This window comes from Leifsonia sp. A12D58, from assembly GCF_047530025.1.
Lineage (GTDB): Bacteria > Actinomycetota > Actinomycetes > Actinomycetales > Microbacteriaceae > Cryobacterium.
The window spans coordinates 1111578-1130352 of record NZ_JBLJAT010000001.1; the positions used below are offsets into that span (position 1 = coordinate 1111578).

Annotated in this window: 14 protein-coding genes and 1 tRNA gene; 12 read left to right on the plus strand and 3 right to left on the minus strand. The window is 62.3% G+C overall.

Translation table 11 applies throughout. From position 1 onward, the window contains the following. Positions 1-127: 127 nt before the first annotated feature. Entirely contained in the window at positions 128-1567 is a 1440-nt protein-coding gene (locus ACMT3I_RS05400; protein WP_414803404.1) for a dihydrolipoyl dehydrogenase family protein, read from the plus strand. A gap of 44 nt (positions 1568-1611) precedes the next feature. Here ACMT3I_RS05400 and ACMT3I_RS05405 read toward each other — a convergent pair whose 3' ends face one another. Further along, positions 1612-2121: a DUF1707 SHOCT-like domain-containing protein gene (locus tag ACMT3I_RS05405; RefSeq protein ID WP_414803405.1), complete on the minus strand. Its 510-nt coding sequence runs from the start codon at positions 2119-2121 to the stop codon at positions 1612-1614. A gap of 221 nt (positions 2122-2342) precedes the next feature. Beyond that, positions 2343-2425 (minus strand) — tRNA-Leu (locus tag ACMT3I_RS05410). A 38-nt stretch (positions 2426-2463) separates the two neighbouring features. Between ACMT3I_RS05410 and ACMT3I_RS05415 the strand changes: the two genes are divergently transcribed. Then, positions 2464-3069, plus strand: coding sequence for an ANTAR domain-containing response regulator (locus ACMT3I_RS05415; protein ID WP_414803406.1), 606 nt, complete (start codon positions 2464-2466; stop codon positions 3067-3069). 27 nt (positions 3070-3096) lie between these two features. Continuing rightward, positions 3097-3882, plus strand: coding sequence for a hypothetical protein (locus ACMT3I_RS05420; protein WP_414803407.1), 786 nt, complete (start codon positions 3097-3099; stop codon positions 3880-3882). A gap of 43 nt (positions 3883-3925) precedes the next feature. Here the strand turns inward: ACMT3I_RS05420 and ACMT3I_RS05425 are convergent, their stop codons facing one another. After that, entirely contained in the window at positions 3926-4360 is a 435-nt protein-coding gene (locus ACMT3I_RS05425; protein WP_414803408.1) for a hotdog fold thioesterase, read from the minus strand. Positions 4361-4445: 85 nt separating this feature from the next. Here ACMT3I_RS05425 and polA point away from each other — a divergent pair, with 85 nt between their 5' ends. The 9 genes from polA to uvrA all read left to right on the plus strand — a co-directional run bounded on the left by polA (position 4446) and on the right by uvrA (position 18762). Further along, positions 4446-7121, plus strand: coding sequence for a DNA polymerase I (gene polA / locus ACMT3I_RS05430; RefSeq protein WP_414803409.1), 2676 nt, complete (start codon positions 4446-4448; stop codon positions 7119-7121). 91 nt (positions 7122-7212) lie between these two features. Next, a complete protein-coding gene (locus ACMT3I_RS05435; protein WP_414803410.1) occupies positions 7213-8889 on the plus strand; it encodes a DUF885 domain-containing protein in 1677 nt (558 codons plus the stop codon). Positions 8890-8899: 10 nt separating this feature from the next. Then, positions 8900-9529: a DUF4166 domain-containing protein gene (locus tag ACMT3I_RS05440; protein WP_414803411.1), complete on the plus strand. Its 630-nt coding sequence runs from the start codon at positions 8900-8902 to the stop codon at positions 9527-9529. Next, positions 9526-10560 carry an epimerase gene (locus tag ACMT3I_RS05445; RefSeq protein ID WP_414803412.1) on the plus strand — a complete coding sequence of 345 codons (1035 nt, stop codon included), beginning with the start codon at positions 9526-9528 and terminating at the stop codon, positions 10558-10560. Before ACMT3I_RS05440 ends, ACMT3I_RS05445 begins: the two co-directional genes overlap by 4 nt. Positions 10561-10695: 135 nt before the next feature. Further along, positions 10696-12153 carry a 30S ribosomal protein S1 gene (gene rpsA, locus ACMT3I_RS05450; protein ID WP_414803413.1) on the plus strand — a complete coding sequence of 486 codons (1458 nt, stop codon included), beginning with the start codon at positions 10696-10698 and terminating at the stop codon, positions 12151-12153. Positions 12154-12293: 140 nt separating this feature from the next. Continuing rightward, a complete protein-coding gene (locus tag ACMT3I_RS05455; RefSeq protein WP_414803414.1) occupies positions 12294-13055 on the plus strand; it encodes a class I SAM-dependent methyltransferase in 762 nt (253 codons plus the stop codon). A 51-nt stretch (positions 13056-13106) separates the two neighbouring features. Next, on the plus strand, positions 13107-13715 hold the full coding sequence (gene coaE, locus ACMT3I_RS05460) for a dephospho-CoA kinase (protein WP_414803415.1): 609 nt from the start codon (positions 13107-13109) through the stop codon (positions 13713-13715). 9 nt (positions 13716-13724) lie between these two features. After that, positions 13725-15791: an excinuclease ABC subunit UvrB gene (gene uvrB / locus ACMT3I_RS05465; RefSeq protein WP_414803416.1), complete on the plus strand. Its 2067-nt coding sequence runs from the start codon at positions 13725-13727 to the stop codon at positions 15789-15791. A gap of 100 nt (positions 15792-15891) precedes the next feature. Beyond that, complete coding sequence (uvrA, locus tag ACMT3I_RS05470) at positions 15892-18762, plus strand: excinuclease ABC subunit UvrA (protein WP_414803417.1); 2871 nt, start codon at positions 15892-15894, stop codon at positions 18760-18762. Positions 18763-18775: the final 13 nt, after the last annotated feature.

Sequence of the window (18775 nt, forward strand, 5' to 3'; positions counted from 1 at the left end):
TCGGGCGGGAAATGCCCCTGTGTTCGAGCGTACAGCTGCGCCGCTGTCGGCTAATCCAGCCTACGGTGCTGGGGCCACTGACACGCGTGGTCGGCGGGCGTACTGTCGATTCGGAGGGGGAATCCACATGAGCACTGCAGAAACTTACATCGCCACTGCCGAGTCTGAGCAGATCGAAGAGGTCGACCTGCTCGTCGTCGGCGGCGGAAAAGCAGGCAAGACCCTGGCGATGGAGGTCGCGAGAAGCGGTCAGTCTGTCGTCATGGTCGAGCGTGGCATGATCGGGGGCACCTGCATCAACGTGGCCTGTATCCCGACGAAGACGCTCATCAATAGTGGGCGCGTTCTGCAGACTGTCCGCAGGGCGGCAGAGTTCGGCGTAGCCGACGTCATCACTCCACAGATGGATCTCGAGCTGTTGCGCCGACGCAAAGAAGACGTCGTATCCACCATGGTGAAGGGACAGCTTGCCTCGTTCGTTGGCTCAGGCATGGATTTCATCCTCGGTGAGGCCAGTTTCATCGCGCCCCGCACCGTGCGGATCGCCCTGAACGACGGAGAGACCCGTATCGTGCGGGGAGCGGATGTGGTGCTGAATCTCGGCACAGAACCCCTCCTGCCCATGATTCCCGGTCTGGCCGACGCTGACGTCCTGACCAGCAACGATCTGGTCAGGCTCGACGAACTGCCGGCCAGCCTGCTGATCCTGGGTGGTGGCTACATCGGTTGCGAGTTTGCCGACCTGCTGAACACGATCGGGGTAGCGGTGACACTCATCCAGGGTCCTGATCAGCTGCTGCCTCAGGAAGACGCTGGGGTCGCTGAGGCGATCGAGGCCCGGTTCATCGCCGCTGGCATCCACCTGCGGCTGGGAGACCGGGCAGTGGGCGTTGTCAGAAACGCGAATGGAACAGTTACCGTCAGTCTCGACTCCGGCGACACCGTCGACGCTGATGAGCTTCTGGTCGCCGTCGGCAGGCAGCCCGTCACGGTAGGCATCGGCCTGGACATCGCCGGTGTGCAGACCGATAAGCGCGGCTACATCATCGTCGACGAATATCTGCGCACCACCGCCAACCGGGTCTGGGCTGCCGGTGACGTCGCCGGAACCCCGCAGTTCACACACGCCTCATATGACGATTACCGCATTCTGGCGCACAACCTTGAGGTTGCCGAAGGGGGCGGGATTCTGCGCAGCACGGTCGGCCGGTTGATCCCATACTGCGTGTTCATGACACCGGAGCTCGGCCGAGTCGGCCTGACCGAACGCGACGCCCTCGCCGCCGGTTACGACGTGCGCATGGCGCGGATGCCGGTGAGCGCCATTCCCAGGGCCAGAACTGTCGGTCATCTTGAGGGCCAGTGGAGTGCTGTCATCGACCGTGAGACGAACCTCATCCTGGGCGCCTCCCTGCTCAGCACGGAGGCCAGCGAGGTGATAGCCGTTGTGCAGGTGGCGATGCTGGCCGGCATGCAGTTCACCCAGGTGCGGGATGCGGTGCTCACCCACCCGACAATGGCCGAGGGGCTGACCCTGCTGTTTTCCGGCGCATTCCTTGAAGACTGAGCGCTGAAGTGAGCGCTCCGATCGTCAGTGCTGCGCGCTGGCGGTCAGCGTCGGTCCCGGCTGTCGCGGTACGGGCCCCAGATGATCACGCCGACGATCGGCACGAGGAGGAACCAGAGCCACGACCATGCCCAGCCCCAGATCCCGGCGAACATAAAGAAGAGAATGAGCGAGATGAACGGGGTGAGGCCCATGATGGTTGCGCCCAGCGCGCCACCGAGGGGTCCGCGACCCGGCCCGGGGGCATTCTCGTCCCAGGCCGCTGACGGGCCGTCATTGGCCCCGGATGCGTCGTCCGTGACCCGTGCGCTCGTTGGCTGCGAATAGGTCGCGTGCGGAACAGCAGAGGGAGCGTCGCTTCCGGGCAGGTCTCGAAACAGCGGCGCGAGGTCTGACCTGGTTACTGCGCGTCTGGCTGCGTCGACCCGTTGATCGTACTCATCACGCGTCAGTCGGCCAGCGAGCTGCGCTGCCGCGAGTTCATGCACTGCATCCTCGCGCTCGGCGTTGCTCAGCCGGAGGGAGGATCGGGTCGGATCCGTGTAGTCAGTCATGATGATCCCGTCAAGAACTCAAGTCACATGATTAACACTGCACCCGATCGCCTGTAACTGGAACGCTCATATTCCCAACGCCACCGACGATCAACAACATGCACAGGTGTTCAGGGCGCGAAAACAGGTTCGGAAAAACGTGCACGCCGGCCAGCGCAGAAAATAAAAAAGTCTGGCTCCCCGCCCAAATAAGGGGGGAACCAGACTCTTTCGGTGACTTGTACCGGTGGTGGGACTCGAACCCACACGTCCTCTCGAACAAAGCATTTTGAGTGCTCCGCGTCTGCCATTCCGCCACACCGGCTCACAACACCTCGACCAGAATACCGTAGGCTTTTGGGTGTGACCGACCAAGACACTACCTCAACACCTCCTCGCCGCGTTGTCGTCGCCGAGGATGAATCCCTTATTCGCCTCGATATCGTCGAAATTCTCCGTGATAACGGGTTCGAAGTTGTCGGCGAAGCCGGCGATGGCGAAACCGCCGTTGCCCTCGCAACCGAACTGCGCCCCGACCTCGTCATCATGGATGTCAAGATGCCGCTGCTTGATGGCATCAGCGCCGCTGAGCGCCTGACGAAGGCCCACATCGCGCCCGTCGTGCTGCTGACGGCCTTCAGCCAGAAAGAGCTCGTTGAGCGTGCAAGCGAAGCAGGCGCACTGGCCTACGTCGTCAAGCCGTTCACCCCGAACGACCTGCTGCCGGCCATCGAGATCGCTCTCTCCCGCTACAGCCAGATCATCACGCTCGAAGCCGAAGTTGCCGACCTCGTCGAGCGCTTCGAAACCCGCAAGCTCGTCGACCGCGCCAAGGGCCTGCTCAACGAGAAGATGGGCCTGACTGAGCCCGAAGCATTCCGTTGGATCCAGAAGGCATCAATGGACCGCCGTCTGACGATGCACGATGTCGCCCAGGCGATCATCGAGCAGCTCTCAGCCAAGAAGTAACAACGTAATTCGGCAACGGCAACCGGCGTGGTGAGTCAAGCGGTACTCGCAGAGTTCGAAGAATTCAACGCCCGGTTGCTTGCCTCAGCGGCATCCCACCCTCACGTGCTCGGTCTGGTGTGGGTGGGATCGACCGCTGATCGCAGCAGGGTCGACGAGTGGTCCGATCACGATTTCTTCCTGATCACCGCAGACGGCTTCCAGGATGCCTTTCGCACCAACCTGAATTGGCTGCCTGACCACGACGACATCCGCATCTCGGTCAAAGATTCGGTGCACGGCATGAAGGTCGTGTACGACAGCGGATTGGTCCTCGAGTTCGCCGTCGCGTCGCCCGATGAACTGTCGACGTTCTCTGGCAACGTTTACGAGGTCGTGCTCGATCGCGAACGAATAGCAGAACGGATGGCGACCGATGTCGCTCCGCTGCCTCGCATCTCGGCCCCTGTTGATCCACTGAGCGAATTCAGGCTGTTCCTGGTGAACGTGCTGCTCGCGTCGGGACGTGCACGCCGAGGTGAACTGCTGACCGCCGGGCAGGGACTTCGCACTCATGCGGTGCGTCACCTGCTGAACGCTGTGCGTGTCGTGCTCGAGGGCGACAGGCCTGAACGGCTTGACAGCCTCGACTCGTGGCGTCGCTTCGAGACGGTGTATCCAGAAGCCGGTCGCATCATCAACGATGCGCTGTCGCTCCCGGTCGAGAACTGTGGGCGCGCCCTGCTCGACAGCGCGCGGATCCTGCTGGCCGAAGAGTGGACCGATTATCCGGTCGACGAGGTGGCTGTTGTCCGTCGCCGCCTCGGATTCTGATCCTCGGTCGACGCCGCACAACAGCCACTCGATGCCTGCAGGGTCAGGCGCCTGATACCTGCGGCCGCAGTTCCTTGACCAGGTTCGTGATGCGAATGGTGGAGCAGCGCCGCCCCTGATCATCGGTGACCGCGATCTCGTGCGTCGTCAGTGTGCGCCCCAGGTGGATCGGCGTGCAGACGCCCGTCACATAACCGGATGTCGCAGACCGGGTGTGCGTGGCATTGATCTCAATGCCGACGGCCAGCCTTCCCTCGCCGGCGAAGAGGTTCGCCGCCATTGAACCCAGCGACTCGCCGAGCACGACATACGCTCCGCCATGCAGCAGCATTGCCGGCTGTGTGTTTCCTTCTACGGGCATTCTGGCAACCGCGCGCTCAACGGAGAACTCGAGAAACTCGATTCCCATCTTCTCGGCCAGAGCGCCGATACCACGCTGTTTGACCCACGTGAGAGCATCCTGAGTTTTGTCGATCATTGTCACCTTTGAATTGTCGTAAAGGGGTGCTGACTCAGGCCCGGCACCAGAACCGGGTGTCACCGGTCGCTTGTAGGCTGGGTCTGTGTCGGAATCCAAAAAGCCTACCCTGATGATCATCGACGGCCACTCGCTGGCTTTTCGGGCGTTTTACGCCCTCCCAGTCGCAAGTTTCCAAACCCGGGACGGCCAGCACACCAATGCCATTCACGGGTTCTTGTCCATGCTGCTGCTCCTGCTGCGCAACGAGAATCCCACTCACTTAGCCGTAGCGTTCGACATCTCCCGGTACTCGTTCCGTACCAGGGAATACCCGGAGTACAAGGGCACCCGTGGCGAAACGCCGTCTGAATTCATCGGCCAGATCCCGCTGCTGCAAGAAGCGTTGGCTGCGATGAACATCACTACGATCACCAAAGAAGACTACGAAGCCGACGACATCCTTGCGACGATGTCGGTCCGCGGTGTCGCTGAGGGCTACGACGTTCTCGTCGTGTCAGGCGACCGCGATTCAATCCAGCTGGTCAACGAGAACGTCACGCTGCTCTACCCATCGAGCCAGGGCGTCTCTGCGCTCACTCGCTACGACCCGGCCAGGGTGCGCGAGCGCTACGGCATCGATCCTGCCCAGTACCCAGACGTCGCTGCACTCGTCGGTGAGACCAGCGACAATCTCATCGGCATTTCCAAGGTTGGCGAGAAGACCGCCGTCAAGTGGCTCGGCCTCTACGGCAGCCTCGACGGCATCCTTGAGCATGCAGACGAGATCAAGGGCGTCGTCGGCAACAATCTGCGCGAGCAGAAAGAGAACGCGATCCGCAACCGCCGCCTCAACCGTCTGGTGACCGATGTCGAACTGCCCGTCGAGATCAGCGACCTCGAACGCGCGCCGATCAACGACCAGGCTGTGCGTGAGATCTTCTCCAGGCTCGAGTTCAAGAGCCTGCTCGATCGCGTCCTGAAGCTCGAAGGTGGCGACGCCACCGCCGGCGCTGCCACGATCGTCGTTGAAGAGAAGCCTGCTGCGCCGCAGGCGCCTGCTGCCCAAGACCTGCTCGATGAAGAACTCGAAGCCTGGATCAAGCGCGCGGTCGCTGCGAACCCGGTTGGACTCGGCCTCACCGTCGAGGTGCTGGACGGCACCGTCATTGGCTTCGGCCTGGCCAGCGCTACCGAAACGATCAACCTGCCGTGGCAGCCAGGTCGCACCGACTACGCCCCGTTCGAGGCCTGGCTGGCGAGCGATTCGCCCAAGATCATGCACGGCGCGAAGTTCCAGCTCAAGGCAGTGCGTCAGAGCGGCCTGCCCTTCGACGGCCTGTTCTCCGACACACTGGTTGCCGGCTGGCTGCTCCGTCCGGGTGGGCCAGACAAGACACTGGCCGACCTCGTCACCCGCTACCTCGGCGAAACCCTGCCTGTTCACGATGCCAACCAGCTGGTGCCAGACGAAACCACGGTTGCCGGCGTGCCGATGCAGGCCTGGTACACCCTGCGCGTTGCCGCTGCCGTCGACGAACTTTTCGATGACGGTTCCCGCCACGTGCTGCTCGACATCGAAATGCCGACGCTGCTCGCGCTCGTCGACATGGAGCTTGCCGGTGTCGCCGTCTCGCATGCTGAACTGTCGGAGCTCTCGACACAGCTGGGGGAGCGGTCAGCCGCTCTCGCGGCCAGTGCATACGCCGAGATCGGCCGTGAGGTGAACCTGGGGTCGCCCAAGCAGCTGCAAGAAGTGCTTTTCGACCAGCTCGGCATGCCCAAGACCAGAGCGAACAAGACGGGCTTCTCGACGGATGCCGGCGCCTTGGCCGACCTGCAGGCCAGCAACCCGCATCCGTTCCTCGACCTGTTGCTGCAGCACCGCGATGCCACGAAGCTCAGGCAGATCGTCGAGACACTCGACAAGGCGATCGACTCCACCGGTCGAATCCACACGAACTACGTGCAGATCGGCACAGCAACGGGCCGCATCTCATCAACAGACCCGAACCTGCAGAACATCCCCGTGCGCACAGAAGAGGGCCGTCGCATCCGCGCTGCCTTCCACGCCGGCGAGGGCACCGAATCGCTGCTGACTGCCGACTACTCGCAGATCGAGATGCGCATCATGGCGCACCTGTCTGAAGACGCCGGCCTCATCGAAGCGTTCAACGCGGGCGAAGACCTGCACCGCTTTGTGGGGTCCCGCATCTTCGGTGTGCCGCCAGAAGATGTCACCCCGGTCATGCGTGGCAAGGTCAAGGCCATGTCGTACGGCCTGGCCTATGGTCTGAGTGCGTTCGGCCTGTCGAAACAGCTGCGTATTCCCACGGCAGAGGCCAAGCAGCTGATGACCGACTACTTCGCTCGTTTCGGCGCGGTGCGCGACTACCTGCGCAACGTCGTCGAGCAGGCCAAGGTCGATGGCTACACCGAGACCATTTTCGGCAGGCGTCGTCCGTTCCCCGAGCTGCACAGCACCAACCGCGTGCTGCGCGACAATGCTGAGCGTGCCGCGCTGAATGCTCCTATCCAGGGTTCGGCCGCCGACATCATGAAGATCGCGATGAACCGCATCGCGAGCGACATCAGTGAGAAAGACCTGCAGTCGCGCATGCTCCTTCAGGTACATGACGAATTGATCTTCGAGGTCGCTCCCGGCGAGTGGGACGTCCTGCGCGATGTCGTCACGCATCGGATGTCGACCGCAGCCGAGCTGCTGGTACCGCTCGACGTGCAGGTGGGTCGCGGCCGCAACTGGGACGAAGCAGCCCACTAGTAGAGCGCTCAGCCGAGCCGGTCGTGATTCACTCACGACCGGCTCGGCTGCATAACGGGCCAGGAAGTGTGCGCTGCCATAAGCTCGGAGCATGACGAACGGTATTCAGCGCACTCCCAGTCCCATCGACCAGATCGCCGAAGACTGGGTCGATACCCTGGTCGATCTCGACCCCACAATCGGCACATACATTGGCCGGACCGAGGGTGACGGCCGCTACGGCGACTACTCACCGGCTGGCCACCAGCGTTATGTCGACGCCGCCAAAGCCACGATCGCCGCTCTGGATGCCGCATCCCCGGTCGATTCGGTCGACGAGGTCACCCAGACCGACCTGCGCAGCTCGCTCGCTCTCGATCTGGAGAGTTCCGACGCACAGCTCCAGCTCCGTGACCTCAACGTCATCGCCTCGCCAGTGCAGGAGATCCGCGAAGCGCTTGACCTGATGCCGACCGCACAGGTCGGCGACTGGGAGAACATTGCATCGAGACTCTCCAACGTTCCCGACGCGCTTGATGGCTATGTCGAGACGTTGCGCCTCGGTATCGCTCGTGGAGTGACGCCGGCCAGGCGACAGGTCATCGAGGTCATCGGCCAGGTGCGCCGCCAGGCTGCAGCCGATGGCTTCTTCGCCGACTTCGCCGCGAACGCCCGCCTCGCCGACGGAGAGCTTCCCGCTTCACTTGCTCGCGAGGTGACCGAGGGGGCCAGTCGCTCTGCCGAGGCCTATGGCGCCCTGGCCGACTTCTTCGAGCACGAACTCGCACCGGTGGCGACGGAACGAGACGCCGTTGGCCGCGACATCTACGAACTGCAGTCCCAGCGATTCCTCGGCGCGAAGATAGACCTCGACGAGACCTACGAATGGGGTGTTGAAGAGCTCGCCCGGATGGTCGCCGAGCAGGAGAGCATCGCCAATCAGATCAAGCCGGGTGCCAGCGTGCTCGAAGCGATCGCCTTTCTCGACACCGATGAGAGCCGCAAGCTGCACGGCACAGATGCGCTGCAGAAGTGGATGCAGGAGACGAGCGACAAGGCTGTGGCTGAACTCGCCGGCACCCAGTTCGACATTCCCGATGAGATCAAGACGATCGAGTGCATGATCGCGCCCACCCAGGAGGGTGGCATCTACTACACGGGCCCGACAGATGACTTCTCCCGCCCCGGACGCATGTGGTGGTCAGTTCCCGTCGGTGTCACCGAGTTCGACACCTGGCGCGAGCTCACCACCGTGTATCACGAGGGCGTTCCCGGTCACCACCTGCAGATCGGCCAGGCCGTTTACAACCGGGCCAAGCTCAACACCTGGCGCCGGCAGCTGGCCGGCACCTCTGGCCACGCCGAGGGTTGGGCGCTGTACGCCGAACGCTTGATGGAACAGCTCGGCTACCTCGACGACCCGGCGGACCGCCTGGGCATGCTCGACGGCCAGCGGATGCGCGCAGCGCGCGTCGTGCTCGACATCGGCGTGCACCTCGAGAAGCAGCGCCCTGACGGCAAGGGCCCCTGGACTGCTGAGTATGCGTTCGAGTTCCTCGGCCAGAATGTCAATATGAACGATGGCTTCGTGAACTTCGAAGTGAACCGTTACCTCGGCTGGCCGGGCCAGGCCCCGTCGTACAAGGTCGGTCAGCGCATCTGGGAACAGCTGCGCGATACCTACCAGCAGCGCGAGGGTGCTGCGTTCGACATCAAGGAGTTCCACCGAAAGGCTCTCGACCTCGGTGGCGTTGGTCTCGACACCCTGACCGCTGCACTGCTGAAGTAGGCGGCAGGGGATGCCGGAGCACAGATCGCCCTATGAAGCCGTGTTCTCCGGCATCCCCGAGTCGCTTCATCCGAAGCTCCGCACCTACTTCTCGGCGATTCCGATCGGGCACCACGGCTTCGGCGAGGGCCGATTCAACACGGTCGGCACGCCACGACGCTGGCTCTGGCCCGTCATCTGGCTGGTGGGCAGGCCTGACATCCTTTTCCCCGTGTGGCAACGGGATGTGCCATTCACAGTGATCAATCGCCCGGTGGTCGGGAGGTGGCCGGCCATCGGCGCCTCGCGGGTCTTCGAGCTGGCAGGAGGGCGTCGCATCATGACGGATGCAATCAGCGCCTGTCCAGACGGACTCGTCGACTACCTCGGTGCCCGTCGGCGGATGAGAGCTCACCTTGCTGCCAGTGTGCGGGGCGGGGCCCTGAATCTGGCATCCACCGGTGTCGCCCTGCGCCTTGGCCGCCGGTGGCTCGGTATTCCGCGCTGGCTGGCACCCACTGTCACGCTGACCGAACGTTTCAGTGACGAAGACTGTCGCCAGCATGTCGAAGTGGTCCTGGCCATGCCTCTCATCGGTACGGTGTACGAATACGCGGGTTCATTCACCTATGAGATCCGCTCGGGGGAAGGCACAGCATGACGACTCACAACACCGGTGGCCACGCGGAACCGGCAGGGGGAGGCGCGCCCTCGCGCCGGGTTGTGCTCGCAGGCGGCTCCGGCTTCATCGGGTCGTACCTGCGCGATGCGTTCCTGGCTGAGGGAGCCACTGTCGTGCAGATCGGCCGTAACGGTCCTGATGCTCACTGGGGTGACTCGGATGCCATCCGCGCGGCACTCGACGGCGCCGATCTGCTCATCAACATGGCGGGCAAGAGCGTCAACTGTCGCTACAACGAACGCAACCGCGCCGAGATCATGCGTTCACGCGTTGATACGACGACAGCACTGCGTGAGGCGATCCTGGCTTGTGACGTGCCGCCACGTCTCTGGCTCAACTCATCCACCGCCACGATTTATCGGCACGCCGAAGATCGGCCGATGACCGAGGCGACCGGCGAGATCGGTCGGGGCTTCTCGGTAGGCATCGCCACGGCCTGGGAAGACGCGTTCTTCGCGGGGGACTTGCCCCAGACCCGTCGTGTCGCGCTTCGCATGGCTATCGTGCTTGGAGACGGCAGCGCTCTGCTGCCCCTCATTCGGCTCGCCAAGGCGGGACTCGGTGGTCCGCAGCTTGACGGCCAGTGGATCGCGACGTCCGAACGCAGGGCGGCAGGGACCTTCCACGAACTGCGGGCCCGGGGCGGTACCCAGAAGTTCAGTTGGGTGCACATCAGCGATGTGCTGGGAATCATCCGGTTCATTGACGAACACGCCCAGATCGACGGAGTCGTCAACGTTTCAGCCCCAAATCCCACCGACAATGTGGGGATGATGCGCTCCCTGCGCGGCGTACTTGGGGTTCCGTTCGGGCTGCCGGCACCCCGGTGGATGCTTGAGGCGGGGGCTGCCGTCATCCGCACCGAAACCGAACTTGTGCTGAAAAGTCGTTGGGTTGTACCCGAACGAATGCTTGAAGCTGGCTATGTGTTCGAGTATCCCGAACTCACACCGGCTCTGGCCCAGATCGTCAGGCAGCGCAGGTTGCCGCAGGTGCCGGTTACCGGCTAAACTGGAGTGTCACGCTCGTGACATCCTATCCGCTGCCTTCGCGGTGCAACACTGTGCTCAGCCTCATCAGCACTACCGCGTCTGGCCCGAACACTGCGTCGATTTGATGCAGGCCCATACTGGAGCAACTACTACATGACAATCGTAACGACCGCCAAGGCACCCAAGCAGGTCGCCATCAACGACATCGGATCTGCTGAAGACTTTCTCGCCGCGGTCGAAAAGACGCTGAAATTCTTCAACGACGGAGACCTCATCGAGGGCACCGTAGTGAAGATCGACCGCGACGAGGTTCTCCTCGACGTGGGATACAAGACCGAGGGTGTAATCCCCTCCCGTGAACTTTCCATCAAGCACGACGTTGACCCCACTGAGGTCGTCAAGGTCGGCGACGTGGTTGAGGCTCTCGTCCTCCAGAAGGAAGACAAAGAAGGCCGTCTCATCCTCTCCAAGAAGCGTGCTCAGTACGAGCGTGCATGGGGCGACGTTGAGAAGATCAAGGATGCCGATGGTGTTGTCACCGGTTCCGTGATCGAGGTCGTCAAGGGTGGACTCATCGTTGACATCGGTCTCCGTGGCTTCCTCCCCGCATCGCTCATCGAGCTGCGCCGCGTTCGCGACCTGACCCCGTACCTGGGCCAGGAGATCGAGGCGAAGATCCTCGAGCTCGACAAGAACCGCAACAACGTCGTTCTGTCGCGTCGTGCACTGCTCGAGCAGACTCAGTCTGAGAGCCGCACCACGTTCCTCAACAACCTCCAGAAGGGACAGGTCCGCAAGGGCGTCGTCTCGTCGATCGTCAACTTCGGTGCGTTCGTCGACCTGGGTGGCGTTGACGGTCTGGTTCACGTTTCAGAACTCAGCTGGAAGCACATCGAGCACGCCAGCGAGGTCGTCGAGGTTGGCCAGGAAGTCACCGTCGAGATCCTCGAGGTCGACCTGGAGCGCGAGCGCGTTTCCCTGTCGCTCAAGGCAACTCAGGAAGACCCGTGGCAGGTATTCGCCCGCACCCACGCAATCGGACAGGTTGCACCGGGTAAGGTCACCAAGCTCGTTCCCTTCGGTGCGTTCGTTCGCGTTGCAGAGGGCATCGAGGGCCTGGTTCACATCTCCGAGCTGTCTGGCAAGCACGTTGAGCTCGCCGAGCAGGTTGTCTCGGTTGGCGACGAGGTGTTCGTCAAGGTCATCGACATCGACCTCGAGCGTCGCCGCATCTCGCTGAGCCTCAAGCAGGCCAACGAGGGTGTCGACCCCGAAGGTACCGAGTTTGACCCGGCACTGTACGGCATGCTCACCGAGTACGACGACCAGGGCAACTACAAGTACCCTGAAGGATTCGACCCGGAGACCAACGAGTGGCGCGAAGGCTTCGAAGCCCAGCGCGAGAAGTGGGAGCAGGACTACGCTGCAGCCCAGGCTCGTTGGGAAGCGCACAAGAAGCAGGTTGCAACCGCAAACGAAGAGGTCCTCGCTGTTGGCGACGTCCCCTCCGCTGCAGGTTCGACCTTCTCGAGCGAGTCCGCCGGCGCCGGCACCCTTGCCGACGACGAGGCACTTGCTGCACTGCGCGAGAAGCTCTCAGGCGGCAACTAGTCACTGTCAACGTGAGTTCTTCGGAGCTCCCGTTTACTGAGCAGAACGCTCAGTGACTCCAACATCGGTCGGGCCCTTCGGGGTCCGGCCGATGTGCGTTAACCGGCAGGTGCTGCGCGCTGCCGCGTAGGCTCAGAGCTATGCAAGACGGACGAATGCACGCTCACGCCGACTCTTTCAAGGCCGGCGCAGACGGATACGACACTCATCGACCGTCATACCCCCACGACTCAGTGGCCTGGCTGCTGGATGCCGTGCAACCGGGCACTGGCCGCCGTATTACCGTCGCAGACGTCGGGGCTGGTACGGGCAAGCTCACGGGCATTCTCGCTGGCCTGGGCGCCACTGTCTCTGCGATCGATCCGTCGGCAGACATGCTGCGCGTCCTCCACGAGCGCCTGCCGCGGGTGACGACGTATCAGGGCGCAGCTGAAAATCTTCCCCTGCCTGATTCATCTGTCGAGCTGGTCACCTTCGCCCAGGCCTGGCACTGGGTGGATGTCGACGCTGCATCGGCCGAGGTGCTGCGCGTACTGAAGCCCGGTGGACGACTCGGATTGATCTGGAACAGCCGTGACGAATCGGTGTCTTGGGTCGCCGAGCTCTCCCGCGCGATGAATCCGGGCCTGCACGCGGCAGGGGTATTTGAGCCAGCCCTCGGCGCCGGCCTGGCCCTGGTCGACAAACGCATCGACAGATGGACGCAACAGACGACCCGAGAGGGCATCGTAAACCTCGCGACGACGCGCAGTTACTATCTCGTGGCCAGCCCACGTGAACAGGCAGAGATCCGCTCGCGTATTGTCGCCGTGCTCGACGCCCATGCAGAGACGCGAGAAGATCCTGTGCGGTTGCCATATCTGACCGAGGCCTGGATCGCAGCTCCCGAGTCAGCGGAGTAGCGCGCGACAGCGGCGGCTGATTGCTCCCTGCTCGGCAGTAGAGTGGCTTCCGTGTATTTGATCGGCCTCACCGGTGGCATCGCATCCGGCAAAAGTACAGTCGCCTCTCGGTTTGCCCAACACGGTGCCGTGACCATTGATGCCGACAAGGTGGCTCGTGACGTTGTCGAACCGGGTACGCCGGCACTTGCAGAGATCGAAGCGGCATTCGGGCCAGGTGTGATCACCGAGGACGGCAGGCTGGATCGCCCTGCGCTCGGAGCCATCGTTTTCAACGATTCTGAAGCTCTCAGCCGGCTGAACAGCATTGTCCATCCCGCAGTGAAAGCGCGTACCGCACAGCTGTTCGCAGACGCCGAGACCGGCGATCCCGACGCCGTTGTCGTTTACGACGTTCCCCTGCTTGTCGAAGCAGCACCCGGCCACGCGTTCGACCTGGTCGTGGTCACTCACGCTCCCGAAGACGTGCGGGTCGCCCGCATGATTGAACTGCGCGGCATGAGTGAAGCCGATGCCCGCGCTCGAATCTCCTCACAGGCGACGGATGCCGATCGGCTGGCCATCGCCGACGTTGTGATCGACACCTCGGGCACGCTGGAAGACACCGAAGCGCAGGTCGATGAGGCCTGGAATCGCATTACTGTCAGGGGTGCTCCCTAGACTGGAGTAATGGAACCAACGCGGGCAGTTCATCCCTTCGAGGTTGTCAGTGAATACACGCCAAGTGGCGACCAGCCTGGCGCAATCGCAGACCTCACCCAGCGCATCAACGCCGGCGAAACCGATGTGGTGCTGCTCGGCGCCACGGGTACCGGTAAATCGGCGACGACTGCCTGGCTGATCGAATCAGTGCAGCGCCCCACCCTCGTCCTTGCCCACAACAAGACGCTCGCCGCGCAGCTCGCCAATGAGTTTCGCGAATTGATGCCCAATAACGCTGTCGAGTATTTCGTCTCGTACTACGACTACTACCAGCCTGAGGCATACGTGCCGCAGACAGACACATTCATCGAGAAAGACTCCTCGATCAACTCCGAGGTTGAGCGGCTTCGGCACTCGACGACGAACTCGCTGCTCAGCCGGCGTGATGTCATCGTGGTGTCCACGGTCTCGTGCATCTACGGCCTCGGCACGCCTGAGGGCTACCTCGAGGCGATGGTCGCGCTGCAGGTCGGCATGAAGGTCGACCGCGACTGGCTCGTGCGCAAGTTCGTCGCCATGCAGTACCAGCGCAACGACATCGACTTCTCTCGCGGAAACTTCCGCGTACGTGGCGACACCATCGAGATCATCCCGATGTACGAGGAGCTTGCCATCCGCATCGAGATGTTCGGTGACGAGATCGAGGCGCTGTACAGCTTGCATCCGCTTACGGGCGACATCGTCAAGAAGCTTGAATCAGTGTCGGTGTTTCCTGGTTCCCACTACGTGGCGAGCACGGATGTCATGCACCGCGCCATTGGCACCATCAAAGAAGAGCTCGCCGAACGCCTCGAGCAGCTGGAGCGCGAAGGCAAGCTCCTCGAAGCACAGCGACTGCGCATGCGCACCAACTTCGACCTCGAGATGATGGAGCAGATCGGTTTCTGTTCCGGCATCGAGAACTATTCGAGGCATATCGACGCTCGCCAACCCGGCGAGGCGCCGCACTGCCTGCTCGACTACTTTCCAGACGACTTCCTCGTCGTCATTGATGAGTCGCACGTGACGGTGCCCCAGATCGGTGCGATGTACGAGGGCGACTCCTCGCGCAAGCGCACCCTGGTCGAGCACGGCTTCCGTCTGCCGAGCGCGCTCGATAACCGCCCGCTCAAGTTCAACGAGTTCAAGGATCGCGTCGGGCAGACCGTCTACCTCTCGGCAACACCGGGCAAGTACGAAATGGGCATTGCCGACGGTGTCGTCGAACAGATCATCCGACCGACCGGCCTCATCGACCCCGCCATCATCGTGAAGCCGTCCGACGGCCAGATCGACGACCTGCTCGAAGAGATCAGGAAGCGCGTCGAATTGCATGAACGCGTCTTGGTCACCACGCTGACCAAGAAGATGGCTGAAGAGCTCACCGACTTCCTCACCGAGGCTGGCGTACGGGTGCGCTACCTGCACTCCGATGTTGACACCCTGCGCCGAGTCGAGCTGCTCACCGAGCTGCGGCAAGGCATCTACGACGTTCTGGTTGGCATCAACCTGCTGAGGGAGGGCCTTGACCTGCCAGAGGTGTCGCTCGTTGCCATCCTCGACGCCGACAAAGAAGGCTTCCTGCGGTCGTCAACGTCGCTCATCCAGACCATCGGCCGTGCTGCCCGCAACGTGTCTGGCGAGGTGCACATGTATGCCGATCGCCTCACCCCATCCATGAAAATGGCGATCGAAGAGACAGATCGGCGCCGAGAGAAGCAGATCGAGTACAACACGCTCCACGGGATCGACCCGACACCGCTGCGCAAGCGGATCGCCGACATTACCGACGTGTTGGCCAGGGAAGAAGCAGACACCGCAGAGCTGCTCGCCGGTCGTGACGCTCGCAAGAAGAGTCCGACCCCGAACCTGCGCCGGGTCGGCTTGGCCGCCAACGGCGCCAACGACCTCGAGTCGATCATCTTCGACCTGAACACGCAGATGCTTGAGGCCGCCGGTGAACTCAAATTCGAGCTTGCTGCCCGGTTGCGCGATGAGGTGTCTGAGCTGAAGCGCGAACTGCGCCAGATGGAGAAGGCCGGTCACCTCGGCTAATCCGTCCCCGAGACATATGTTCGCTTTTCTCGAACATATGTTCGCTCAGAGCGCGTGTCGATAGAGCCTTTTCTAAGGCGGTACTGCATAGACTCAACGGGTGTCAATTTCCAAAGTGACCTCGGGGTCCAAGCTCAGTGTTCGTGGTGCGCGCGTACACAACCTCCACAATGTCGACCTTGAAATCCCCAGGGATTCGCTTGTCGTCTTCACCGGTTTGTCGGGTTCTGGCAAGTCGTCGTTGGCGTTCGACACCATCTTCGCCGAGGGGCAGCGACGTTATGTCGAGTCCCTTTCGGCCTATGCCAGGCAGTTCCTGGGTCAGGTAGACCGACCGGATGTCGACTTCATCGAGGGCCTGAGCCCCGCGGTCTCCATCGACCAGAAGTCGACCAACCGCAACCCGCGCTCGACTGTCGGTACCATCACCGAGATTTACGACTACATGCGCCTGCTGTGGGCCCGCATCGGAGTGCCCCACTGCGCGATCTGTGGTGAGGTCATCCAGTCGCAGACGGTGCAGCAGATCGCCGACCAGCTGATGGAGTTGCCCGCCGGCACGCGCTACCAGATCGTCAGCCCCGTCGTCTCGCAGAAGAAGGGCGAGTTCGTCGACCTCTTCACCGAACTCGCCGGTGGCGGCTACTCACGCGCAATCGTTGACGGTGAACAGATCCAGCTGAGCGAACCGCCCAAGCTGAAGAAGCAGCAGAAGCACGACATTTCGGTCGTCGTCGACCGACTGGTTGCCGGGCCAGAACTGCTCAGTCGTCTCACCGATTCGCTCGAGACTGCACTCAAGCTCACCGACGGCGTCGTCATGATCAATTTCGTCGACCTCGAGGGTGACGAAGCCTGGCAGTCGTATTCCGAGAAGCTCAGTTGCCCGAACAACCATCCGGTTCAGCTCACGGAGATCGAGCCGCGTACCTTCTCGTTCAACGCACCATTCGGTGCATGCCCCGAGTGTTCAGGACTCGGCACCCGGATGTCCGTCGACCAGGACCTCATGCTCGGTGACCCGTCACTCAGCATCGCCGAGGGCGTCGTATTGCCCTGGACGACACAGGGCAAGGGCCTGTTCCAGTACTACGAGAAGCTGCTCGAGGGCCTTGCGAGAGACCTGCACTTCTCGCTTGACACCCCGTGGGGTGAACTCAGCGATGAGGTACGGAACGCTGTGCTCCGCGGAGACAACTTCGAAGTCAAGGTCAAGTGGAAGAACCGCTATGGCCGCGAAATGAGCTACACCTCAGGCTTCGAAGGTGTTGTCCCGTACATCGAACGCCAGTACCTGCAGGCCGAGACCGACACCCAGCGGCAGCGCTGGGGTGAATACCTCCGTGAGGTGCCATGCCCCGTCTGCGACGGCAAGCGACTCAAGCCTGAAGTGCTCGCTGTCACGGTTTACGACTCCAGCATCGCGGATGTCTGTGAACTCAGCCTGTCAGACGCTCGCGACTTCATGAACACGCTTGAGCTCACCGAACGCGAGGCTGCGATTGCTGCCCAGGTTCTCCGTGAGATCAAGGTCCGTCTCGACTTCCTGATTCGCGTCGGCCTCAACTACCTCAACCTGGCTCGCGCAGCGGCATCGCTGTCCGGCGGTGAAGCGCAGCGCATCCGTCTCGCCACTCAGATTGGTTCTGGACTCACCGGGGTGCTGTACGTACTCGATGAGCCGAGTATCGGCCTGCACCAGCGCGACAACCGTCGCCTCATCGAGACGCTGGTCGCCCTGCGCGATCTCGGTAACACCCTCATCGTCGTCGAGCACGACGAAGACACGATTCGCACGGCCGACTGGGTCGTCGACATCGGACCCGGCGCCGGCGTCAACGGCGGCAAGGTCGTACATTCAGGGTCGTACGAGGGGCTTCTGGCCAACACCAAGTCGCTGACGGGCGACTACCTCTCAGGCCGCAAGGCAATCGAGACACCGAAGACCCGTCGACCGATCGACCCCGATCGTAAGATCACCGTCGTCGGTGGAGCCGCGAACAACCTGCAGAAGGTGACCGTCGACTTCCCGCTCGGCACATTCACTGCTGTTACCGGTGTGAGTGGCTCAGGCAAGTCGTCGCTGGTCAATGACATCCTGTACCGCGTGCTCGCCAACCGACTGAACGGCGCTCGTAAGCTGCCAGGCAAGCACACCAGGGTAACGGGCCTCGAGAACCTCGACAAGGTCATCCACGTCGACCAGGCACCCATTGGCCGAACGCCGCGGTCGAACCCTGCGACATACACCGGCGTCTTCGACCGCATCCGTGGTCTGTTCGCCGACACCACCGAAGCCAAGGCTCGCGGCTACCTGCCTGGCCGATTCAGCTTCAACGTCAAGGGCGGCCGTTGCGAGGCGTGCTCAGGCGACGGCACCATCAAGATCGAGATGAACTTCTTGCCCGATGTCTATGTTGCCTGCGAAGTGTGCGGGGGAGCGCGGTACAACCGCGACACCCTGACCGTGCACTACAAGGGCAAGAACATCGCAGAAGTTCTCGAGATGCCGATCAGCGAGGCTGCCGAATTCTTCGAGCCGATCTCTGCGATCCATCGCTATCTCAAGACTCTCGTCGAGGTCGGTCTCGGCTATGTGCGCCTGGGGCAGAGTGCAACGACCCTCTCAGGCGGAGAAGCGCAGCGCGTGAAGCTCGCGACTGAGCTGCAGCGTCGCTCGAACGGCCGCAGCGTCTACGTGCTCGACGAGCCGACAACAGGTCTGCACTTCGAAGACGTACGCAAGCTCCTGCTGGTGCTGAACAGCCTGGTCGACAAGGGCAACACGGTCATCGTCATTGAGCACAACCTCGACGTGATCAAGTCGTCTGACTGGGTGATCGACATCGGACCTGAGGGTGGTTCCGGCGGTGGAAAGATCCTCGCCACCGGTACGCCAGAGCACATCGCCACAGTGAAGAAGAGCCACACCGGCGCCTTCCTGAAGGAGATTCTCAAGGCTGACGCTTAGCCTCAAGAGAAGT

Excerpts from the sequence above, each read along its gene's own strand:
- ACMT3I_RS05400 (WP_414803404.1), top strand. The coding sequence starts at position 128 with ATGAGCACTGCAGAAACTTACATCGCCACTGCCGAGTCTGAGCAGATC.
- ACMT3I_RS05405 (WP_414803405.1), bottom strand. The coding sequence starts at position 2,121 with ATGACTGACTACACGGATCCGACCCGATCCTCCCTCCGGCTGAGCAAC.
- ACMT3I_RS05425 (WP_414803408.1), bottom strand. The coding sequence starts at position 4,360 with ATGATCGACAAAACTCAGGATGCTCTCACGTGGGTCAAACAGCGTGGT.
- ACMT3I_RS05435 (WP_414803410.1), top strand. The coding sequence starts at position 7,213 with ATGACGAACGGTATTCAGCGCACTCCCAGTCCCATCGACCAGATCGCC.
- ACMT3I_RS05440 (WP_414803411.1), top strand. The coding sequence starts at position 8,900 with ATGCCGGAGCACAGATCGCCCTATGAAGCCGTGTTCTCCGGCATCCCC.
- ACMT3I_RS05445 (WP_414803412.1), top strand. The coding sequence starts at position 9,526 with ATGACGACTCACAACACCGGTGGCCACGCGGAACCGGCAGGGGGAGGC.
- rpsA (WP_414803413.1), top strand. The coding sequence starts at position 10,696 with ATGACAATCGTAACGACCGCCAAGGCACCCAAGCAGGTCGCCATCAAC.
- ACMT3I_RS05455 (WP_414803414.1), top strand. The coding sequence starts at position 12,294 with ATGCAAGACGGACGAATGCACGCTCACGCCGACTCTTTCAAGGCCGGC.
- uvrB (WP_414803416.1), top strand. The coding sequence starts at position 13,725 with ATGGAACCAACGCGGGCAGTTCATCCCTTCGAGGTTGTCAGTGAATAC.